The organism is Ruegeria sp. ABD4_443 (genome assembly GCF_056160865.1).
Genome location: NZ_JBSWYA010000013.1, coordinates 19,820 through 37,683 on the forward strand (window position 1 = coordinate 19,820; position 17,864 = coordinate 37,683).

Genomic DNA, 17,864 nt, shown 5'->3' on the forward strand with positions numbered 1-17,864 from the left:
CTCAGAACAGGGCGCGGGGGATGAAAAGGGTCAGGTGCGGTATCAGCGCGATCAGGACCAGTACGCCAAGGCAAATGCCGACCAGCGGCAGGGCCTCGCGAATGACCTTTGTCACCGGCTCACCCGATATCGCCGAAGCGATGAACAGCAATATTCCAACCGGCGGCGTCGCCATGCCGATCACCACATTCAGCACCACGACCGTGCCGAACTGCACCGGGTCCATACCTATGATGGCCTGTATTTTTAACAGGATCGGCATGGTCAGGATCAGGATCGAGATGGGTTCAAGGAACATTCCCAACACCAGCAGGAACAGATTGAGCAACAGCAGGATGATCCAAGGGTTGTCCGTGACCTGCAGAATGGCGTTGGCGATCAGGGTTGGAACCTGTTCCAGCGTGAACACAAAGGACACGATGCTGGCCATCGAGGTGATGAACAGGATCGTGGCCGAGACCAACGCCGTTGCGATCAATGCGTCCCAAACCCGCTGCACTGTCAGGTCGCGATAGATGAAGCCGATGAACAACGCATAGGCGACAGCGACGGCGGCGGCCTCGGTCGGGGTGAAAATGCCGGCCTTGATGCCCACCAGGATGATCAAAGGCAGGATCAATGCGGGCAAGGTGCGGCGGGTGGCGGCAAGACGTTCGGCCAGGGCCATCTTGTCGGTCACCGGAAAGCCGTCGCGCCGGGCCCGCCAACTGGCATAGGTCAGCAGACCAGCGGCGATGCCGATGCCCGGTACCACACCGGCCAGAAACAGTTGGCCGATCGACGCGCCGGACAGCACACCATAAATGATCATGGTGATTGACGGCGGGATGATCGGCCCCATGACGGAACTGACGGCGATCAGCGCAGCCGCATAGGCGGATGGCATCCCTTGTTTCGACATGGTCGGGATCAGGATTGTTCCCAGCGCCGAGGCCTCGGCCGTGGCACTGCCCGAGATCCCCGCGAAAAAGCCCGAAGACAGGATTGATACGGACGACATCCCACCCCGCCTGTGGCCCACCATGGCTCGGGCAAAGTTGACGATACGGTCGGTCACGCCCCCCACATTCATCAATGACCCCGCCAGCAGAAAGAGCGGAATGGTCAACAGCACAAACTGATCAATGCCCGCGATCATTCGCTGCGGCAGCATCAGGGCCATCATGCCATTGCCCGACAGGTACAGATAGAGAGTGCCGCCAATCCCCAGCGCCAGAGCGATCGGAATGCCGCTGGCCAGAAGACCGGCGAAGACAAGAAAGAAACTGCCCATTACTGCGCCTCTTCGGACGGCGTCCGGCCGTCACCTTCTATGTTGTTCAGGAATTGCGGGCGAAACCGGTTGACCAGATCGGCCACCACATGCAGCGCCATCAGCGACATGCCGACCGTGACCGACACATAGACCCAGCGGATCGACAGACCCAAAGGGGCGCCGGTCAGCGATTCCCAGATGAAATCCAGCGCCGGGATGGTCTGGCGTTCAAAGCGCGACGCAAAGTCATACCCATACCACGCCATCAGTCCCAGAAAGAACAGGATCGGCACGGCCATCACGGCGCTAAGCACCCATTTCCCGCGCGGCGGCAATTGCACCGGCAGGAAATCCAGCGCCACGAACTCACCGCGGGAATAGGCCAGCCCCAGAACCAGAAAAGTTTGCCATATCAACAGGTAACGGCACAGCTCCTCGGCCCAGATCAGCGAGTCGCCAACGACATAGCGGGCAATGACCTGTGCGATCATGATGCCCACGATCAACGCCATGCACAGGCCGGCCAAAACGCGGACAACCTGAACATAGGCGCGAACGACCAAAGGGGGGTGGGGCGACGATGTCATGATCTACCTTTCATAGTGTCCCCCGCGCGACATCGGGCCGCGCGGGGGGTGCGCGGTTAGCCCGCGGCGGCAACCAGCTCGGCGATCAGCGGGTCTTTGGCCGCCCATTCCGAGGTCATGCCAGCCGTCTTTGCGCGCATCGCATCCATATCCGTCAGCTCCAGAATCTCGACGCCTTGGGATTTCAGGGTCTCGCGGCCCTCGGCATCCTGCGTTTTGGCATAGCTCAGCGTCTCGGAAACCGACCGGCGACCGGCTTCGGTCACGGCGGCTTTCTCTTCGTCATTCAGCGTATTCCAATAGCGGTCAGACATGATGGTGGTCATGTGCCACGGATAATGGCCGGTCAGCGTAAAGTTCTTGCCGACCTCCCACAGGTTTTCGCCCAGCATCGAGGAAACGTTGATCTCTACCGCGTCCAGAACGCCGGTTTCGAGCGCGCCGTAGACCTCGCCATAGGGCAGGCCAACGGGGGCGGTCCCGAGGGTTTCCCAGATCTGTTTGTGCAGGGGCACCGGTACAATGCGGGTTTTCAGCCCGGACAAGTCATCCAGCGACGCCACTGGATCCTTGACTGACAGAAAATGACGTTGGCCGGTGTCGGCCGTGGCAAGGCTGATCAGCCCGGCTTCGCGCAGATCGTCCTGAATTTTCAGGCCGACCTCTCCCAGTGCCAGCTCACCAAAATGGTCATAGTCGCGCACCAGGAAGGGCAACTGCCAGGCGTTCATCGCCTGCCGCCCGGTGACCAGAGGGATCAACACACCGGATACGGCGGTCACATCCATTGTCCCCGCGACCGTGCCTTCCAGCAGCTGTTTGTCACCGCCCAACTGGCGGTTGGGGAAAATACTGACGTTGAACGCGCCGGGCATCAGCTCTTCGAGCGCTTCGGAAAAACTGGTGGCCAACGTATGGCCGGGATGCACTTCGTTGGCACCATGAGCGATCTTCATGGACTTGCCCGCAGCCCGCGCAACATGGGGCATGGCAAGGGCTCCGGCAAAGGCGGCTGCCCCCGTACGCAAAAGGGTTCTTCTGGTGATCATTGGTTTCTCCTCCCAGGTGATGGAATGTATTCGTTTCTGCCAGGTTGTGACCCTGGCGGTATTGGTCCGCTCTGTGTCAGGTGTCGCCCGGCATAGGATAGTCGTCTGCATTCAGAACCCAGCCCGGTTTCATCGAGAAATCTGTGCGGGGCGGGCTGAAGATGTCGACAAGCTCGTTGCTGGAAGCGCCGGTTGCGCGTGTGGTGTGAATGACGGGCGGCGGGATCACCAGCATCGAAGGCGACGCCATTTCTATGGCCATGTCCTCGCGCCAGTCCGCCATGTCGCTGGTCCACGCCCAACGCAAGTAGTGGGTGAAATCGCCTCCAAGCGCCAATGACCCCTGTTCAAAGTCATCATGGTGATGCGGCGACATCTTGGATTGATCGCGCGGGCCATTAAAGGGGTCCAGCGCATTGATCATCAGCGTCGTGCAACGGAAAATGCGGCCAAAGCGGCCTTCTTCCTGGGCAACATCCAGACTATAGACACGGATTTTCCAACCGTCCCCGGGTGCGGGCCAGGGTTGAAACGGCGGGATATGGCTGCGTTCGGCGTCATAACCGCGCGCATTTCCGCAGGCCTCTGCCAAATCGGTGCTTTGGGTCGAAAAGAGCCGCACCAGCACCCCGCCGTCAGGCATCGTCACAGTGCTGTCGCCCGGCGGCACAAAGGCAAGGCTGTTGCCCGGCACATCCTGACGCGTTCCGTTCCATTCAATTGTGGCTGGGGCCTGGGGCAGCAAAACCGCATATTCATCAATCTGCGCCTTGCGTTCAAACACTGCGCCGGGCGCGGCCTCGGTGTAGGCGACCAGGAAATTGTGCCCGCGATGCATCCAGGTCTTGCCCGTGGGGCCCGAAATCTGTGGCTCGGAGGCGTAAAAATACCCCTCTTGCTGCTCAGCGATCAGGCCGGTCTGCGCAATCGTGCTGGCTGGGGCGTTCTGCGCCAACGCAGCGCGGGGGTCAGATTTGTCGTACATCGCTTACTCCTCGTGGCTGGTGCCAAGGGGCGGTGTGTGGATATTTCGGGTGATGCCGATCATCTGTTTCCCCTTCTGACTTGTATCGCATAGCGAAACACTGTATCTTGTAACGAAACATAAAATCTAAACGGTGATGCTGTCAAGTATGGCGTCAGATACACGTCCCGGCCCATCATTTGCGGGCAGAAGTTTGAAGGAGAACGGCACATGAATGCGGGAAATGACGACAAGCCCGACGTGATCCAAAGCGTCGCGCTGGCGCTTCAGCTTCTTGAAACGCTTGCGGAAAACGACGCCGAGATTGGCGTAACCGCTCTTGCCACCGCTCTGGGAACCACGAAAAGCCGCATCTTCCGGCATCTGCGGACACTGGTGACGCTTGGCTATATTTCGCAATCCGAGGAAACCGAGCGATATCGAATCGGCGCGCGGCTGATCGCATTGGGCAAGGCGGCCTCGGGTTCGGCCGACCTGACGTCAGTGGCCTTGCCGCACATGCGCGTGCTTCGTGACACCACGGGGCATGCTGTCAGCCTTGGTCAGGTTGACGACGACGGGATTCGTATACTCAACACCTTGCACGGTAACATGCAGATAGAGGTCGGCGTGCGCCCCGGCTCTTTGCTGGGCTTCACCAATTCCGCGCAGGGCAAGGTCGTGCTGGCCTCGATGTCCGAGGCGGACCGAGCCCTGGCCGTCCCGAAAGTGCTGCCCCAAGCCACCCAGTTCACCATCACGGACCGCGCCGAATTCACAGCCCATATCGGCACCATCCGCGAACAAGGCTGGGCAACGGCACCGAATGAGACCATGTTGGGACTGAATGCGTTATCCTGCCCGATTTTCGATGCAGACGGGAAGGCGATCGCAACGATCGCGATTGTCAGCCTGACGCAATACATTGAAACCCCGCCTGACCCGAAACAGATCAACGCCGTTTCGATTGCGGCAAACCGAATCTCGGCCGAACTGGGGTTCGAGCCATCTGATCGAAGAACCGGCCCCGAGTGCTGATCCAGGCCGGTTCGTAATGGCACCTGTTCCCGCGTCGTGGGGTTGGCGGATGTGCGGCCAGAGCCGATAAAGCAGGGCCTGTGTGGGTCATGGCCGGGGCAGGTCGGCGCGGCTGATGTCCATCCCCCAGATCGACGCTTGTGCCCTGTGGGCTTGGCCTTTTTGCAGGCGTTTTTCGCCGATGCTGGCATCAAAATCGCCCCGGAATCAGTGAATCGGACCCGTGAAAATCAAAATCACGACAAAAAAACATTTTGAAATCAACATTTTAAGCGGCAATTTGTGCCTGCTACGGGAATCCCCCAATTCCTGAGGGGCGGCTTGGGGGATAGTTTGGCGTTAACCGGTCATTAACGACCAACCACTTTCCCCGACTGAGGGGCTGGACACCTTACCCCCTCGACCAGCCCCTCGACCCCCCTCCTGGTAAATCACCAAGTCCTGACGCCGCCAAGCACGCGGTAATCAGTCGGCGTTTCCCGAGGTCGCGCCGAGGTTCAGGACCTGCTGAACAACGCCGGGCAAATCGGAACTGTCGCCATAAGCCCTGTCATGCGGCAGGTCGCTGAGCGGTGATTTCCGGTAGCCTTCGGTAAAAAGAAGAAATGGAATTTTCGCGCGCCGGGCAGTTTCGGCGTCAACTTCGCTGTCGCCGACAAATACCCTTTTGTCACTGGCGCCAAGCGCGTCAAAGGTCGCCAGCAAATGCGCCGGATCGGGTTTGCGCACGGTCAGCGTGTCGCCCCCGGTTACGGCATCGAAGTAACCGGAGATGCCAAGCTGTTGCAGGACATGGCGGGCCGGGGCTTCGGGTTTGTTGGTGCAAAGCCCCAAGCGATGTTCCTGATCCCGAAGCCGCGACAACGCATCCGCCACACCGGGGTAAAGAACGGTGCGGTCGCACGAGACTTCGTTGTAGTGGCGCAGTGTCCTTTGGGTCAGTTCACCGTGGCGCGCAATTTCGATGTCGCAGTGCACGATGACACGTTCGACCAGTTTGGGCAGGCCATTCCCGACGAATCGCCTGACGGTGGTGTGGTCCAAGGGCGGGATTGCGATATCGGCCAGCATCCTGTTCACCGATTCCGCAATGTCGGGCAGGCTGTCCACCAGGGTTCCGTCCAGATCGAATACGACTGTTGCCACTTTGATAACCCGCGCTAACCCTGTTGGTGGCGGCTTAACCCAGCTGTTTGGCAAAAACAATCATCGCAGGGTTCTTTAAGCCAAAACGGGCACTTGACAAATCTTAGTATTTTTATCAGATTAAGCGCAGGAACGTACAGCCACCCCGTTTCCGGGTCAGCCAGTCGATGAAATCGCGAACAGATAAGGCCAAGAGCCTGCCCAGATCCGGAGACGCCACGATGAACGCGCAGAACCCGCACCCCAGCCAATCTTTTGCAGTTTCGATGCTGCCCTCTCATAAGGCCGAGGAACTGACCCAGGGTGGCAACCTGGCCCATATCGAACTGGGCGACCAGCTTTATACCCTGCGCATCACACGCGCGGGCAAACTGATCCTGACCAAATGACCGCCCCGGCACCCCGAGGGGGCGCGGCGGTCGGCCGACTGTCCGACCTTGATCCGGTCGAGGCCGGCGCGGTCATGTATCTGCGCCTTTGGGGCGCCGGTACGGGCGGGCAGGCGGATGCTGCAAGTGACTTTGAAATTGCGCTGGGCCTGGACCGGGGGCGTGCGGCGATGCTGACGCTGGACCGGTTGTGTTCGCTTTGCGCCCATCATGGTCGCCGTCCCCTGATGCGGCACGGGTTGGGGTGCGCCTGCCTTGGCGCGGACGAGAATTGCTTTGCGCAGATGGTTGCCGCCGCATCGGAAGGCGCCCGCGAAGATGCCATGATGATGGCTTCGCTGATCGTGCGCCCCGATTTCGCGCCCGCGCTGGCGTCGCTGTCCGAGGAACTTGGCCTGGCGCTGCGCCAGATGACCCGGTCCGTGCCGATGCAAACGACGGGGCATCGGGTCAGTTCGGCGGTCCTGCACTGACCCTGCCGATTGGGTCCAATTGATCAGGACCCAAAGACCGAGGGTCAGCAGCAACCGCAGCCTGCGTGGTGGTGATCACAGACCGGAGCAGGCGCGTAATCCCCGACCTCGGCCAGGATGTTTTGCAGAACCTCCAGGATCATGTCCACGTCGTCGGCCTCGATCGTCAGGGGCGGGCGGATTTTCAGAATGTTATCGCGCGGACCTTCGCTGCCGATCAGGATGCGGTGGTCGCGCATCCTGTTCTTGACATAGCGGCAAATCTCGGTGCCTTCCGACCCATCCGGGTTGACCAGTTCCACCCCCAGGAACAGCCCCATCCCGCGGATATCGCCCACGCAGGCAAACCGGGTTTCAAGCTGCTTTAGCCCGTTCACAAGGCGCTGGCCCATGACGCGCGCGTTGTCCTGCAACCCCTCGTCATCGACGATGTCCAGAACGGCCTTGCCAATGCGGCATGACAGGGTCGATCCGCCAAAGGTCGAAAAGAACTCGATCCCATTGTCAAAGCTCTCTGCAATGTCCCGCGTCGTGACCACCACGCCCAGCGGATGGCCATTTCCGATCGGTTTGCCCAGAACAACGATATCCGGCACTGCGCCCTGATGTTCGAAACCAAAATAGTAATCGCCCAGCCGGCCCAGGCCGGTCTGAACCTCGTCGGCGATGCAAACGCCGCCCGCCGCACGGATGTGTTCGTAAACGGCAGGCAGATACCCTTTGGGCGGGATGATCTGCCCCCCGACAGACGGAAAGGTTTCGGCGATGAAACCGGCCAGCCCGTGGCCCCGGGATTTCAGCGCGGCAATGGCCGGACCCACAAGGTCGGCAAAGTTTTGCGCGCGGTCAGGGTCGTCGCGCCGGTAAGAGCCGCGGTAATCATCGGCAACTTCGACCAGTTCAACCCAATCGGCCTGGCCCACCCCACCGGGTTTGTTGAACTTGTAGGCCGAGATGGCGACCGCCGCGTTGGTGTTCCCGTGATAGCCGTGATCCGGCGTCACGATCCCCTTGGCACCCGTGTGGGCGCGGGCCAGCCGCAGGGCCAGCTCGTTGGCTTCGGTCCCCGAGTTGACAAAGAAACAAACCTCGAACGGGGCGGGAAACTTTGACAGGACCTTGTCCGCAAACTCTGTCTGGGACGGATGCAGGTAGCGCGTGTTCGCGTTCATCCGGGTCAGTTGATCGGCGGCGACGGCCTGAATGCGCGGGTGGGCATGGCCCACATGCGGTACGTTGTTATAGGCGTCAAGGTAAGGGCGGCCCCATTCGTCGAACAGATGGTGTCTCCATCCCCGCACCAGCATGACCGGGTCATCATATGTCAGGGACAGGTTGCCGCCGAAATGCGCCCGGCGCTTTTGCAGAATAGCCGCTTTGTCGGTCGGGTGGTAACAGGTTTTCTCGTCGGGCAGGTTAAGCAGTGCTGCCGGGTTGGGGCAGATTGCATGCCAAAGCTCCAGCTCATCCGGGTCGCCGACGCCCGGCCAATCGTCATCCATGCCCGATGTGGTCAGCGCCATCTGAAAATGAACATGCGGCGCCCAGCCGCCGTTTTGGTCGGGGTCACCCAGCCGGGCGAAAACCGCCCCCTGCGCCACCGGGTCGCCGGGGCGCAACCGGTCGCAGATTTCCGGGTCGAGATGTCCGTACAGCGTAAAAAACGGGTCACCGTCGGGCGTTTCATGGCGCAGGATCACTACGCCGCCGTAATCCAGGTGGGCGTCGCGGTTTTCGACGGCCTCGACGCGCCCGCTGGTTGGCGCATGCAGAACGGTTCCGGCCGGGGCAAAAACATCGACGGCCAGGTGAACCGTGCGCCGGTCCGAGGCTTTCCAGGGTCCCTTGCGGAACCCGGTTTCGGTATAGATCAGGCGCGGTTCGTTGTAATAGCCAAGCCACATACCCGTGCCATGTTCCGCGCCCATGCGGGCGGCTTCGTGCTGCGGCATGTGGAACGGGTCCCGAGGCCAGGATGATTGTTCCACCGACAGCGACCCCATCGGGACGGCGCTCAGGTCTTGTCCGTACAGGGGCGCGAATTCGCCGCGATGCTTGTCCAGATAGGCATGGATGCGCTCGGCCGCATCCGTTACCGGCAACCCGCAGGCCGCGCGCAGGCGGGCAGACATGAGCCCGCCATTGACGGCGGTGTTCTCAAGGAACCGCCAGGCGGGCTGTTGGCTGATGGTGACATAAGGGTCGTCAGGGTTTTCGACGGCCATCAGCGTCGAATTCACAACCGAAACCGCAAGGCGCATTCTCAGAAGCGGCCAAATCAGGTCGACCTCGTCGGGGCGCAGGCGGTTTGCGGCGTTGTACCCGCGCACAAGCGCGGCCAGCGCCCGTTCGGGGCGGGGGTGGTCCAGCACCACATAAGCCCCTGCGATGGCCAGGTCGCAGATGCGCGGGGCGGCGCACATGTCGCCAAGGTCGATCAGGCCCGAAATGCTCTGCCCCTGTCCCAATTCGCCTTCGACCAGAATGTTGTAGTCGTTGACGTCATTGTGGATCGGTTGTTTCGGAAGCGCCGCCAACGACCCCGAGATACCGTCAAAGGCCTGCGCAATTTCGGTCAGCAACGCGCGCCTTGAGGGGTCGTCGATCTGGCTTAGCGCATCCCTGATCCAACCGGCCTGTGTCAGGTCCCACTTGAATCCGGGGCGGTGAAGAGCGTCATGAGTGAACCCTTCCAAAGCCCGATCCGTCGCCCCCAGCGCTCGGCCGAGTTTCAAAATCAACGCGTCCGTTTTTGGCGCGGCCTCGGCATAGCTTTGGCCCGGCAGGCGTTCCAGCAACCAGGCCAGGCGCGGCGTGCCGTCCTGATCGGGGATAACGGGCAGGTCAGTCCCGTCCACCGCCGATACGACCCTTGGAAATGGCAGGCCGGGGGCGGCAGAGGCCAGATGTTCCAGCGCCTTGATCTGCAAATCCACCTGATCCTGCGGGCACCCGGCATGCATGACTTTCAGCACATAGTCCTGGCCGTTCTTGGCCCGGACCAGGAAATTGAGGTCATATTCGCCATTCAGACGGGACAGGATGCCTTCGACACCCCAATGCCCGCGCAGGGCAGCGGTCCAGTATTGCGTTGGCCCGGCCATCGGCCCCAGACCCTTCTAGGTCAGCGCCCTGAGGCGTTTGATCAGCGACGAGGTGTCCCAGCGCCCGCCTCCCAATGCCTGAACGTCCTTGTAGAACTGGTCCACAAGGGCCGTCACCGGCAGCGAGGCACCGGTTTCGTTGGCTGTGTCCAGACAGATGCCCAGGTCCTTTCGCATCCAGTCGACGGCAAAGCCATGGTCGAAATGATCGTCCAGCATGGTTTCAAAACGGTTGGACATCTGCCAGCTGCCGGCGGCCCCCTGGCTGATGACCTCAACCACCGCCCGGCCGTCCAGATCGGCCTTTTCGGCGAAATGCAGTGCTTCGCTCAGGCCTTGTACCAGCCCGGCGATGGCGATCTGGTTGCACATCTTGGTCATTTGGCCCGCGCCGCTGTCGCCCAGGCGGCGGCAGATCTTGGAATAGACCTGCATCACCGGTTCAGCCGCGTCGTAAGCGGCCTGATCGCCGCCACACATGATGGACAAGACACCGTTTTCGGCTCCGGCCTGCCCGCCGGAGATCGGCGCATCCACAAACGCGATGCCATTTTCGGCAGCGGCGGCGTTCAATTCCCGTGTCACCTTGGCGGAAACGGTGGTGTGGTCCACGAAAACGGCCCCGTCTGCCATGCCGTGAAACGCCCCGTCCTTGCCCGTGCAGACCATGCGCAGGTCGTCGTCATTGCCGACACAGGACATGACAAAGGCTGCGCCGCGCGCGGCTTCGGCAGGTGTTGCAGCGGACGCGCCGCCGTGTTCGGCGACCCAGGCCTCGGCCTTTGCGGCGGTGCGGTTGTAAACGGTGACTTCATGGCCCGCAGCCTGAAGGTGCCCCGCCATCGGATAGCCCATGACGCCCAGGCCAAGGAATGCGATTTTTGCCATTTGGTGATCCTCTCCGCTGCCCGGTGCCGCGAGGTGTCGCTGGACCGGATGGTTTGGCAGAGACAAAGCAAAGCTGCGCCCAAAGGGCAACCCCGCGTTATGATTTGCCGCCCAGATCCCGAAGGATAGGGCAATCGGGCCGGTCATCCCCGGCGCAGGCTTCGACCAGGTGGCTTAACGTGTCGCGCATGGATCTGAGGTCGGCAATCTTGGCATCAATCTGGGCCAGATGGCCGTGTGCGACCTGTTTCACGTCGGCGCTGGCGCGGGTTTCATCCTCGTAAAGGGCCAACAGGGTGCGGCAATCTTCGATCGTAAAGCCCAGGGCGCGCGCCCGCCCGAGGAATTTCAGCTTGTGAATGTCCTGTGCGCGGAAACTGCGGTACCCGTTGCTGTCGCGGTCAGGCTTTACCAGCGCGATATCTTCGTAATACCGGATGGTTTTCGCCGGAAGCCCGGTTTGATCCGAGGCTTGACCTATATTCATGGCGTGACCCTTTTTGTGATTGCGGGGGCGCCTGCGTCGGGCAGGCTGGCGCGGATACGGTAAAGGCGCAGCGCATTGGTGACGACAAATACGCTGGACAGCGCCATCGCCCCGGCGGCCAGAACCGGCGACAGCAAATGCCCGCCAAACGGATAAAGCACCCCGGCCGCAACCGGGATCAGCAAGGTATTATACCCGAATGCCCAGCCCAGGTTCTGACGGATGTTGCGCATCGTTTTCCGGCTGATTTCCAGCGCATTGGCCACGCCCGACAGGTTGCCCGACATCAGGACCACATCGGCGGTTTCAATCGCGATATCCGTTCCGGTGCCGATGGCGATGCCGATATCTGCTGCGGCCAATGCGGGTGCATCGTTGATGCCATCGCCGACAAAGGCGACGGGGCCGAACGTGTTGCGCAGATCGGTGATTGCGTCGACCTTGCCCCCGGGCAGGACCTCGGCCGTGACGTGGTCGATGCCCAGCTTTCGGGCCAATGCCTGGGCCGTTTTTGCATTGTCACCGGTTATCATGGCCAGCATCAGACCCATGTCGTGCAACCGCGCAAGTGCGGCAGGGGTTTCGGGTTTGATCGGGTCCGTCACGGCAATTGCGGCGGCGGCCTGCCCGTCAATGGCAACATAGACCGGGGTCGCGCCTTCGGCGGCGCGCGCGCCCATTGCGTCAGCAAGCGCCCCAAGCGCGATGCCGTGATTTTGCATCAACGCCTGTGATCCGACCAACAGGCGGCGCCCTTCGACGGTCGCGCGCAGCCCAAGCCCCGTCAGCGACTCGAAATCGGTCAGCTCGGGCAGGTGCGCGGGGCCTGCGCGCGTGATGGCCCGGCCAATCGGGTGCTCGGAGCGCGCCTCGACCGCAGCGGCCAGGCGCAGAACGTCATCACGAGAATGGCCATCGGCGGTAACGATCTGGTCAAGCTCGGGCCGGCCCAGGGTTAGCGTGCCGGTCTTGTCCAGAGCGATCACCTTTGCCTGTTGCAGGTGCTGCAGCGCGTCGCCCTTGCGAAACAACACACCAAGTTCCGCGGCCCGGCCCGTACCCACCATGATCGAGGTTGGTGTCGCAAGGCCCATGGCGCAGGGGCAGGCGATGATCAGAACCGAAACTCCGGCCACCAGCGCCAGCGGCAGGGACGGCGCAGGCCCCAGCACCAGCCACGCAACAATTGTCACAAGCGCCAGCCCGATCACCGCAGGCACAAAGTAATAGGTGATCCGGTCGACCAGCCCCTGGATCGGCAGCTTGGCCCCCTGCGCCTGCTGAACCATCGCTATGACCTGTGCAAGAACGGTTTCGGCGCCGACATGCGTTGCCCGCGCCCTCAGCGCGCCGGTGCCGTTGACGGTGCCGCCGATGACCGGGTCTCCGGGTGTTTTGCCCGCAGGCACCGGTTCGCCGGTAATCATGCTTTCGTCCACATAGGACGTACCGTCCAGTATCTCGGCATCGACCGGCACGCGTTCCCCAGGCCGGATCAGAACGGTATCGCCGGTTGTTATTTCTGCGACCGGCAGGTCAATCATGGCGCCGTTCCGCGCGACCCGCGCGGTTTTGGGCTGAAGACCCACCAGCATCCGGATGGCAGCGCCGGTCCGGCCCTTGGCGCGGGCCTCCATCAGGCGGCCCAGCAGAATAAGGACGACGATCACCGCAGCGGCTTCGAAATAGACGTTGGCGGTGCCGGGCGGCAGGATGTTCGGGGAAAAGGTGGCGATGACCGAGAACACATAGGCCGCGCCCGTTCCCAACGCCACGAGGGCGTTCATGTCCGGGGCACCGCGCAAAAGTGACGGAATGCCCTTGGCATAGAACATGCGCCCCGGACCAAGCAGCAAGACCGTTGTCAGCAGGAACTGAACACCGTGGCTTGTCTGTGTTCCCAGCGTCGCGTGAACCCAGTGATGAAAGGCCGGGATCAGGTGCCCGCCCATCTCAAGCAGGAAGACCGGCAGCGCAAGGGCTGCCGCAACAACCACCGAACGCGTCAGGCGCTGACGTTCATCCGCTCCGGCATCGCCCTCGGCCTCTGAACGGATGTCTTGGGCCGGTCGCGCGGGGTAACCGGCCTGCGTAAGCGATTTTGCCAGTTCGGCCGGGTCGGTTGTCATTTCCAGATAGATGACGTTGGCGCGACGGGTGGCAAGGTTCACATCAGCCGCGACGACGCCCGAGATGTCGGTCAGAATGCGCTCGATTCTTCTGACGCATGCGGCGCAGCTCATGCCGTCGATCTGCAATTCGGCCTGTTGCGTGGCCACGGGATAGCCCGCTTCGGACAGCGCCCGCGTCACGTCAGACAATGGGGCCGCATAGGTGACCGTTGCCGTTTCGGTGGCGAAGTTCACGGCGGCTTCGCCGACGCCCGGAACCGCGTGCAAGGCGGCCTCGACGCGCCCGACGCAGGATGCGCAACCCATGCCGGCTATCTTGATCTGAGTGGTATTTGGTCCGTCCATCCGAGTCGCCCTGATGCAGTTCCCCCTTCACATGAGGGTTCCGGTAACTGGAAGGTCAAGAGGGAGTCATCAAGAATGTGCGGGGGCGGTCACGAGCCGCTTATGTTGCGTTCCATCAAGCGTTGGTAGATTCTTGGAGATAACCCGTTGATCCACCACGCCAATTTTGCGACACGACCCACCGGGATCGTCGGCGCCCCTTTGTCCAGCCCGCGCAAAATGGTCGCGGCGGCGGCTTCGGGGCTCATCTCGTCCATCCCGTCGGTGGCCGATCCGGGACGCGCGATGCCGTCCGCCTGTCGTTCGGGGTTGCCGGGGTTCGTCGACACAAAGGACGGGGCCGCGATATGGACCCGGACGCCATGGGGCTTTTCCTCGGACCGCAGCGATTTGAAGAACCCTTCGAGCGCATGTTTCGACGCCGCATAGGCGGTGCGGTGATAAAGCGGAGCGAACCCGGCCACTGACGAGATCGCCAGATGCGCGCCGCCGGATTTGCGGATCTCGGGCAGAAATGCGCGGGCCATGGACACGGCTGCGAAATAGTTGATTTCAAAGACCTTGCGGTGGCTTTTGTCATCGGACTGGTCAAACCCGGCGATTTGCGTGATCCCGGCATTATAGATGACCAGATCAATGCTGTCGCTTGAGGCAACGGTTTCGGCGATGGCCGCCGCCAGCTGCTGCGGGTCGGTCAGATCGCATGTCAGGGCAAGCTGGGTGGGGGTATTGTCCAGACCGGATATGTCCAGGTCCAACAGGACAACGCGCCAGCCACGGGCTTGCAACATGCCCGACAAGGCCTGGCCCAGCCCGCCAGCGCCGCCCGAGATGACCGCTGTTTTCATAACCCTGCCTGCCGTTTCCAGTGATCGAATACCTGGGCACTGCTCCGTTCGGGCGTGTACCCGAATTCGGATTTCAGCGCGCTGTTGTCCAGAACCGGCCGGTATTGCAGAAACCGGACCTGTTCGGGGCCGTACCGCGACAGCCCAAGGGGGCGTGCGACAGCCAGACCCGCCCTGAGCAACCAGGCTGGCAGGCGGAGAACCGGTTTGCCCAGCATGTGCGCAAGATCGCCGACGCCCAGGGCGCCGTCTCCGGCGACATTGTAGATACCGGGCGGACCATCGGTTGCCGCCCGTTTCAGGATGCGGGCAAGATCGCGGGTCCAAATAAAGACGAACGGGCTTTCGCTGCCGGTGACGGCCAGCAGGCGGGGTTTGTGAAACAGCGCGGTAATCTGGTTTTCCGTCCCGTCACCCAGAACGGTTCCGACCCGCAATATGACCTGTTCAAGCTTGGGCGCTGTTTGCCGCGCGGCGGCCAGCAGTTCTTCGACCTGGCGCTTGTGATCGGAATAAGGAAATTCGGGATTGCCGCGCAGCGCGTCGCCCTCCCGCAAGGGGGTGGGATTGTCGGGGTGATAGCCATAGGCCGCACCGGACGAGGTAACGACCAACCGGCGCGTTCCATTGGCAATCGCGGCCTCAAGAACCTTGCGCGTGCCTTCGACATCCACGGCAAAGGCCGCGGCCCGCCCCATGCCCGAAGGCGGGGTGACAATCGAGGCCAGGTGAATGATCACGTCCGGTTTGACCTGCGCTATGACCTGTTCCGGCTGCGCGGTGGTTACATCCATCGGCAGGTATGTCACGGAACCCAGCAGGTCGGCAGGTTTGTGTAGGTCGGTTGCAATGACCTCGACCCCAGTCGGCAGGTCCTGCAACAGGGCCCGCCCGACCATGCCCGCCGCGCCGGTGATCAACAGGCGGGTCATCGGGCGGCCTCGGTCCGGGCCATGGCGGTGGCAAGCGCAAGCCCCGAGACGGCGTGCCAGATCCCCCAGAACGCAGCGACAACAGCCATCCCGCCCAACCCGTGAAAGAACGCGAAGATCAGCACCAGCCCCAGGCCCGAATTCTGAATGCCGGTTTCAATCGTTACGGCGCGCCGATCAAAGGGGGACAGCCGGGTCAGAGTGGCCACGACCCAACCGCCCCCCAGTGCCAGTGCGTTGTGAATGATCACAAGCCCGGCGACTGCCCCGGCGAAACTCAGGAAGAACTCCCAGTTGGCCGCCAGGGCGAGTATGATGAACGCAACGAATATTCCCATCGACAGGTATTGCAGCGGGGTGCGCAGCCTGGCGGTCAAAGACGGGTGCCTTTGGTTAAGCGTGATGCCCAGCACAAGCGGCAGGATCAGCATGAGGCCAACGATGACCGCGATTTGAACCGGGTCGATTTCCGTGCGTTGAAGGATTTCCCGCGTCGGCGGATACAGCCCGCCCCAAAAGGCGATATTGAATGGCGTCATCGCGATGGCCCCGATCGTTGCAAAGGCGGTCATCGACACGGACAGGGCGGCGTTCCCCCCGGCACGATGCGTGATGAAGTTCGAGATGTTCCCGCCCGGGCAGGCGGCCACAAGGATCAGCCCCAGCGCAATCGACGGGCGCGGGGCGAACATCCAGACCAGACCGAATGTCAGGGCGGGCAAAACGAAGAATTGTGAGACCAGCCCGACGACCACCGGTTTCGGGGCCCGGCGCAAACGGTCAAAATCGCGGGGTTTCAGGTCGATGGCGATCGAGAACATCACGATTGCCAGAATGGCATTCAGCAAGGTCAGCGACGCGGGGCTGAAATTCAGTGTGACGTCGTCGATGCCGGTCATGGGGCGGCTTTCCGAAGCCGGTCGATCCAGCCGGTGACCGCCTTGCGATAGGTGGCCTTGTCCACGTAATAGGCCATGCGGGCAAGATTGAGGTAATTCATGCCTCCGGTGGCGCGCTCATAGGTTTTTTGTTTTTCGGCCTTCAACGCGGCAGCTGCGGAACTGCCTGATTGAAGACCTTTTATGTAACGCGCCACCATCTCGGCCTGCTCGTGCCGTCCCTGCCAGCCCAGTCCGGTTGCTTCGATCATGCCCAGAACGAACAGGTCATCGCGATCCGGGTGCATGGCGTTCAGGTACAGATGCGGGGCATCGCCCTGCCAGTTCAGCAAGTCCTTGTCGATAAAGGGATAGTGCAGCTTGTACCCCGTTGCGGCCAGGATCATGTCGTAATCGGCCTGTGTCCCGTCCTTGAAATGGACGGTCTTTCCGTCGATGCGGTCGATGTCGGGACGGATGCGCAAATCCCCGTGGCCTGCGTGATACAGCACCAGCGAATTGACCACCGGGTGGCTTTCGTAAAGCTGATAGTCGGGCTTGGGGAACCCGTATTTCTGCGGGTCGCCGACAAACCATCGCAGGATCAGCCCGTCGACCTTGCGCTTGAGCCACATGGGCAGGCGGATCATGCCGCCCATCGTGTCGGCCGGTTTGCCGAACACGTATTTCGGGACGAAATAGTATCCGCGCCGCATCGACAGATCACATGTCGTGGCGTGATGAATGGCATCGACAGCAATGTCACACCCGGAATTTCCGGCGCCCATGACCAGCACGCGCTTGCCGTCAAACTGCTTGGGATAGCGATATTGCCCGGCATGCAGGAGCTCGCCGTCGAAATGGCCGGGCAGGGTGGGCATGTTGGGTTCGGACAGGGTGCCGTTTGCGATTAGGACCCCGGCAAATTCAGCCGAGTGCAGGCCCGAGGCGTCGCGCCAGCTGACGCGCCACCCGTCGCCCGGTTTGCCCAGGGGCGTGACCTCGGTGACTTCGGCATTGAACATGTACCGGTCGCGTATTCCGAAATGGTCTGCGAAGGCCCGGAAATAATCCCGCATCGCCCTGTGCGACGGGTATTCGGCCACCGCATCGTCCATCGGGAAATCCGCGAATTCGGTCATGCGTTTGGACGAAATCAGGTGCGCGGTTTCATACATCGTCGAGTTGGGCGCATCGATGTCCCAAAGGCCGCCCACATCCGAATGCAGTTCGAACCCCTGAAACGGGACACCCTGTTCCATCAAGACCTTGGCTGTCGCCAACCCCATCGGGCCAGCGCCGATCAAGGCAAAAGCCCCGCGCGATTGTTCCATGATACCTCCCTGCTC

The 17,864-nt window shown here is 61.7% G+C and carries 16 protein-coding genes; 3 read left to right on the forward strand and 13 right to left on the reverse strand.

Translation table 11 applies throughout. From position 1 onward, the window contains the following. Nucleotide 1 precedes the first annotated feature (1 nt). The 4 genes from ACXAG8_RS17515 to ACXAG8_RS17530 all read right to left on the reverse strand — a co-directional run bounded on the left by ACXAG8_RS17515 (nucleotide 2) and on the right by ACXAG8_RS17530 (nucleotide 3,876). Entirely contained in the window at nucleotides 2-1,273 is a 1,272-nt protein-coding gene (locus ACXAG8_RS17515; RefSeq protein WP_475230055.1) for a TRAP transporter large permease, read from the reverse strand. Further along, a complete protein-coding gene (locus ACXAG8_RS17520) occupies nucleotides 1,273-1,842 on the reverse strand; it encodes a TRAP transporter small permease (RefSeq protein ID WP_475230058.1) in 570 nt (189 codons plus the stop codon). The genes ACXAG8_RS17515 and ACXAG8_RS17520 overlap by 1 nt, the downstream gene beginning before the upstream one ends. Before the next feature lie 56 nt (nucleotides 1,843-1,898). Next, nucleotides 1,899-2,891 (reverse strand): TRAP transporter substrate-binding protein, encoded by a 993-nt coding sequence (locus tag ACXAG8_RS17525; RefSeq protein WP_475230061.1) that lies wholly within the window; start codon nucleotides 2,889-2,891, stop codon nucleotides 1,899-1,901. Nucleotides 2,892-2,967: 76 nt separating this feature from the next. Beyond that, nucleotides 2,968-3,876, reverse strand: coding sequence for a cupin domain-containing protein (locus ACXAG8_RS17530; protein ID WP_475230064.1), 909 nt, complete (start codon nucleotides 3,874-3,876; stop codon nucleotides 2,968-2,970). Between the two features lie 210 nt (nucleotides 3,877-4,086). Here ACXAG8_RS17530 and ACXAG8_RS17535 point away from each other — a divergent pair, with 210 nt between their 5' ends. Continuing rightward, entirely contained in the window at nucleotides 4,087-4,893 is an 807-nt protein-coding gene (locus ACXAG8_RS17535) for an IclR family transcriptional regulator (RefSeq protein ID WP_475230067.1), read from the forward strand. Nucleotides 4,894-5,358: 465 nt separating this feature from the next. Here the strand turns inward: ACXAG8_RS17535 and gph are convergent, their stop codons facing one another. Beyond that, nucleotides 5,359-6,039: a phosphoglycolate phosphatase gene (gene gph, locus ACXAG8_RS17540; RefSeq protein WP_475230070.1), complete on the reverse strand. Its 681-nt coding sequence runs from the start codon at nucleotides 6,037-6,039 to the stop codon at nucleotides 5,359-5,361. A 221-nt stretch (nucleotides 6,040-6,260) separates the two neighbouring features. On the opposite strand from gph, the gene hemP reads away from it, so the two are divergent. Then, nucleotides 6,261-6,428: a hemin uptake protein HemP gene (gene hemP, locus ACXAG8_RS17545; RefSeq protein ID WP_475230073.1), complete on the forward strand. Its 168-nt coding sequence runs from the start codon at nucleotides 6,261-6,263 to the stop codon at nucleotides 6,426-6,428. Beyond that, on the forward strand, nucleotides 6,425-6,901 hold the full coding sequence (locus tag ACXAG8_RS17550; RefSeq protein WP_475230076.1) for a hypothetical protein: 477 nt from the start codon (nucleotides 6,425-6,427) through the stop codon (nucleotides 6,899-6,901). Before hemP ends, ACXAG8_RS17550 begins: the two co-directional genes overlap by 4 nt. A gap of 44 nt (nucleotides 6,902-6,945) precedes the next feature. Here the strand turns inward: ACXAG8_RS17550 and ACXAG8_RS17555 are convergent, their stop codons facing one another. From ACXAG8_RS17555 to ACXAG8_RS17590, 8 genes are all read right to left on the reverse strand, one after another. Further along, on the reverse strand, nucleotides 6,946-10,005 hold the full coding sequence (locus ACXAG8_RS17555) for an aminotransferase class III-fold pyridoxal phosphate-dependent enzyme (RefSeq protein WP_475230079.1): 3,060 nt from the start codon (nucleotides 10,003-10,005) through the stop codon (nucleotides 6,946-6,948). Between the two features lie 15 nt (nucleotides 10,006-10,020). Then, nucleotides 10,021-10,893, reverse strand: a complete 873-nt coding sequence (locus ACXAG8_RS17560; protein WP_475230084.1) for an NAD(P)-dependent oxidoreductase — start codon at nucleotides 10,891-10,893, stop codon at nucleotides 10,021-10,023. A gap of 97 nt (nucleotides 10,894-10,990) precedes the next feature. Continuing rightward, nucleotides 10,991-11,380 carry a Cu(I)-responsive transcriptional regulator gene (gene cueR / locus ACXAG8_RS17565; RefSeq protein ID WP_475230090.1) on the reverse strand — a complete coding sequence of 130 codons (390 nt, stop codon included), beginning with the start codon at nucleotides 11,378-11,380 and terminating at the stop codon, nucleotides 10,991-10,993. Next, the gene (locus ACXAG8_RS17570; RefSeq protein ID WP_475230093.1) at nucleotides 11,377-13,857 is read right to left on the reverse strand and encodes a heavy metal translocating P-type ATPase; all 2,481 of its coding nucleotides are present in this window, start codon (nucleotides 13,855-13,857) and stop codon (nucleotides 11,377-11,379) included. The genes cueR and ACXAG8_RS17570 overlap by 4 nt, the downstream gene beginning before the upstream one ends. Nucleotides 13,858-13,946: 89 nt before the next feature. After that, the gene (locus ACXAG8_RS17575; RefSeq protein WP_475230096.1) at nucleotides 13,947-14,705 is read right to left on the reverse strand and encodes an SDR family NAD(P)-dependent oxidoreductase; all 759 of its coding nucleotides are present in this window, start codon (nucleotides 14,703-14,705) and stop codon (nucleotides 13,947-13,949) included. Continuing rightward, nucleotides 14,702-15,637 carry an SDR family oxidoreductase gene (locus tag ACXAG8_RS17580; protein ID WP_475230099.1) on the reverse strand — a complete coding sequence of 312 codons (936 nt, stop codon included), beginning with the start codon at nucleotides 15,635-15,637 and terminating at the stop codon, nucleotides 14,702-14,704. The genes ACXAG8_RS17575 and ACXAG8_RS17580 overlap by 4 nt, the downstream gene beginning before the upstream one ends. Continuing rightward, complete coding sequence (locus ACXAG8_RS17585; protein ID WP_475230105.1) at nucleotides 15,634-16,536, reverse strand: bile acid:sodium symporter family protein; 903 nt, start codon at nucleotides 16,534-16,536, stop codon at nucleotides 15,634-15,636. The genes ACXAG8_RS17580 and ACXAG8_RS17585 overlap by 4 nt, the downstream gene beginning before the upstream one ends. Further along, entirely contained in the window at nucleotides 16,533-17,849 is a 1,317-nt protein-coding gene (locus ACXAG8_RS17590; protein ID WP_475230109.1) for a flavin-containing monooxygenase, read from the reverse strand. The genes ACXAG8_RS17585 and ACXAG8_RS17590 overlap by 4 nt, the downstream gene beginning before the upstream one ends. Between the last annotated feature and the right edge of the window lie 15 nt (nucleotides 17,850-17,864).